Below are 3099 nucleotides of genomic sequence, written 5' to 3'. Positions count from 1 at the left end.
GATTGATGGCGGTGTAGCTCAGCTGGCTAGAGCGTCCGGTTCATACCCGGGAGGTCGGGGGTTCGATCCCCTTCGCCGCTATAGATGATATATGGATGACTTTGGACCTTTAGCTCAACTGGTTAGAGCACTCGGCTCATAACCGAGCGGTCGTAGGTTCGAGTCCTACAAGGTCCATATTGATTTGGAACTTTTTATTTTGGAGGATTACCCAAGTCCGGCTGAAGGGAACGGTCTTGAAAACCGTCAGGCGTGTAAAAGCGTGCGTGGGTTCGAATCCCACATCCTCCTTTATATTGTTAGCGCGGGATGGAGCAGCTAGGTAGCTCGTCGGGCTCATAACCCGAAGGTCGTAGGTTCAAATCCTGCTCCCGCAATAGAAGGCTCGGTAGCTCAGTTGGTAGAGCAATGGATTGAAGCTCCATGTGTCGGCGGTTCGATTCCGTCTCGCGCCATTAATTAAATAAAATTATGCGGGTGTAGTTTAGTGGTAAAACTACAGCCTTCCAAGCTGTTGTCGCGAGTTCGATTCTCGTCACCCGCTTTTTATTTTTATATTGGTTATTCCAAGTTTCATGGGCGCATAGCTCAGCTGGTTAGAGCGCACGCCTGATAAGCGTGAGGTCGGTGGTTCGAGTCCACTTGTGCCCATACATGGAATGGAGAATTACTCAAGAGGCTGAAGAGGACGGTTTGCTAAATCGTTAGGTCGGGTAACTGGCGCAAGGGTTCGAATCCCTTATTCTCCGTGTTGTTTTTAAACGAGTTATCTTTTGATATCTCGTTTATTTTTTATTCTAAGTTAGTTGGTGTACAATCTTGAAAAAATTAAGAATCTCTCGTTTCGTTTTCTTCGCTGTTGTGATTTTGTTACTTTTATCATTTTCATTATCCCTACTTTTTAGAAATTTAGGTGTTATTTCGGTAGTTTCTTCACCGATTAGAAGTGTTGTTGCTAGAGTTGATTCTGTCGTTTCTGCTCCGTTTAGGTCTTTAGGATCTTTAAATGAAGATATACATGATTTATTTAGCACGTATTCTGAAAATAAAAAATTGAAGAAGAAAGTTGCTGAACTTGAGAATCAAAGTGAGGAAATTGCATCATTAAAAATTGAGAATGAGCAGTTAAATAATACAATTAATGCTTCTTCCTCAATTTCGACTCAGTTTTCTGCAACAGGAAAGGTTATAGTTAGAAGCCCTGTTTCTTGGTATGAGTCTTTGACGGTCAAGATTGGGAAAGATAAAAATGTTGCTAAAAAGATGTTGGCACTTTCTAATGGGGGGCTTATAGGTGTTGTTGATGATGTTGATTCTTCGACATCAAATATTGCACTTTTGGCCAATGGTTCTGATTTTAGTATCCCTGTTAAGATTTCTACTGCTTCAGGTGATCTTTATGGAATTTTAGAGTCATTTGATTCAGAAAAGAAATGTTTCGTAGTTTCTAACCTTAATTCTTCTACAGATGTTGTTGAGGGTGATAGTGTTGTGACGAGTGGCCTAGATGGTGATACTGTAGCTAATGTTTCAGTTGGTTCAGTTTCTAGTGTCAAGAATAGTTCTGAAAATTTAGAGCGTGTTGTTTATGTTAAACCAACAGCAGATTTCTCTGATATTTCATATGTAACAGTAGTTGGTGATTAATATGGCGTTTTTAAAAAACAGATATTTTTTACTTTTTACCCTTTTACTATTGATGTTAATTGACGGTCAGTTTTCTTATTTAATGAGTTCTGTTTTTACGTACCATGTGACGATTAGCAGTCATTTGCTTTTGCTGGCTATTATATATTTCTACCATAATCAAACTAAGTATTTTACTATATTTAGCTCTTTGTTTCTTGGTGGATTATATGATATTTACTATTTGAATAGAATCGGGATAGTTGTTATTTTATTACCATTTTTAGTAATTTTTACTAATAGTATTACTAAGACTATTTTCTCTAGTAATTTTCAAACATTAACGTTCTTTATTATTGTTTTGTTTATGTTTGAAATTGTTGGGGATGTTTGTGCCGTATTATTGGGAATGACAACGTTAACAATAGCTAATTTTATTGCTTATGGTTTTGCGCCAACTCTGATTTTCAATATTTTGTTGTATTTGATATTTCAAAAATTGTTTAAAAAAGTATATTTTAATGCTTAGATTACCATAACAAAACATAAATGTAACAATCACGTAATATTACTTACGTGATTTTTTGGTAAAATAATAATGTCTTATCAAAAAGGAGTAGTTTAATTAATATGAAGAAAAGAATTTTATCAGCTGTTCTTGTCAGTGGTGTAACACTCGGGACAGCAGCCGTAACTGTAAATGCGGATGATTTTGATACACAAATTGCTGCACAGGATGCTGTAATCAGCAACTTAACTTCTGAACAAGCTGCAGCACAAAGCCAAGTTGATGCAATCCAAACTCAAGTGTCTTCTCTTCAATCACAACAAGCTGAATTGGAAGCACAAAATGCTCAACTTGAAGCTGAATCTCAAAAATTGAGCGAAGAAATTCAAGTTCTTTCAAGCAAAATTGTTGCTCGTAACCAAACTTTGAAAAACCAAGCTCGCAATGCTCAAAAGAATGTTTCAGCTACTAGCTACATTAACACAATCTTGAACTCTAAATCAGTTTCTGATGCGATTAACCGTGTTCAAGCTATTCGTGAAGTAGTTGCTGCAAACAAAAAAATGCTTGATGAACAAGAAGCAGATAAAGCTGCTATTGAACAAAAACAAGCAGAAAACCAAGAAGCTATCAATACTGTAGCTGCTAATAAAGCAACTATCGAACAAAACCAAGCTGCTTTGGCAACACAACAAGCTGAATTGGAAGCTGCACAATTGAACCTTTCAGCTCAATTGGCAACTGCTGAAGATGAACGTGCTAACCTTGTAGCTCAAAAAGAAGCTGCTGAACAAGCTGCTGCTGAAGCTGCTGCAGCACAAGCCGCTGCTGAAGCACAAGCTGCTGCCGAAGCACAAGCACAAGCTGAATCTGTAGCACAAGCACAAGCTGCTGTTCAAAACAATACAGCTACAACTGATACAACTACAGATACATCAGCAGAACAACCAGCTGCTACTACACCA

3 protein-coding genes and 8 tRNA genes are annotated in these 3099 nt (G+C 37.8%); all 11 read left to right on the top strand.

The genetic code is table 11. The features are described 5' to 3' along the window. The first annotated feature begins 7 nt into the window (after positions 1 to 7). Positions 8 to 81 (top strand) — tRNA-Met (locus HMPREF0819_RS06935). Between the two features lie 22 nt (positions 82 to 103). Next, positions 104 to 177 (top strand) — tRNA-Ile (locus tag HMPREF0819_RS06930). A 24-nt stretch (positions 178 to 201) separates the two neighbouring features. Next, positions 202 to 291: transfer RNA gene (locus tag HMPREF0819_RS06925), tRNA-Ser, on the top strand. Positions 292 to 303: 12 nt separating this feature from the next. Beyond that, positions 304 to 377, top strand: a tRNA-Met gene (locus tag HMPREF0819_RS06920). A 5-nt stretch (positions 378 to 382) separates the two neighbouring features. After that, positions 383 to 455 (top strand) — tRNA-Phe (locus tag HMPREF0819_RS06915). A gap of 18 nt (positions 456 to 473) precedes the next feature. Further along, positions 474 to 544: transfer RNA gene (locus HMPREF0819_RS06910), tRNA-Gly, on the top strand. Positions 545 to 577: 33 nt separating this feature from the next. Further along, positions 578 to 651: transfer RNA gene (locus HMPREF0819_RS06905), tRNA-Ile, on the top strand. Positions 652 to 661: 10 nt separating this feature from the next. Further along, positions 662 to 749, top strand: a tRNA-Ser gene (locus HMPREF0819_RS06900). Positions 750 to 819: 70 nt separating this feature from the next. Then, positions 820 to 1647, top strand: a complete 828-nt coding sequence (mreC, locus tag HMPREF0819_RS06895) for a rod shape-determining protein MreC (RefSeq protein ID WP_003067299.1) — start codon at positions 820 to 822, stop codon at positions 1645 to 1647. Between the two features lies 1 nt (position 1648). Further along, the gene (gene mreD / locus HMPREF0819_RS06890) at positions 1649 to 2155 is read left to right on the top strand and encodes a rod shape-determining protein MreD (RefSeq protein ID WP_044023441.1); all 507 of its coding nucleotides are present in this window, start codon (positions 1649 to 1651) and stop codon (positions 2153 to 2155) included. A 101-nt stretch (positions 2156 to 2256) separates the two neighbouring features. Then, the coding region (locus tag HMPREF0819_RS06885) for a coiled-coil domain-containing protein (RefSeq protein WP_003067293.1) at positions 2257 to 3099 on the top strand (843 nt) is incomplete at its 3' end.

This window comes from Streptococcus equinus ATCC 9812, from assembly GCF_000187265.1.
Taxonomy (GTDB): domain Bacteria; phylum Bacillota; class Bacilli; order Lactobacillales; family Streptococcaceae; genus Streptococcus; species Streptococcus equinus.
Note: the sequence above shows the minus strand (reverse complement) of the source record. Positions and strands in the feature narration are given on the sequence as shown.

What these genes read in the sequence shown, in the direction of transcription:
- mreD (WP_044023441.1), top strand. Translation starts at nt 1,649, where the DNA reads ATGGCGTTTTTAAAAAACAGATATTTTTTACTTTTTACCCTTTTACTA.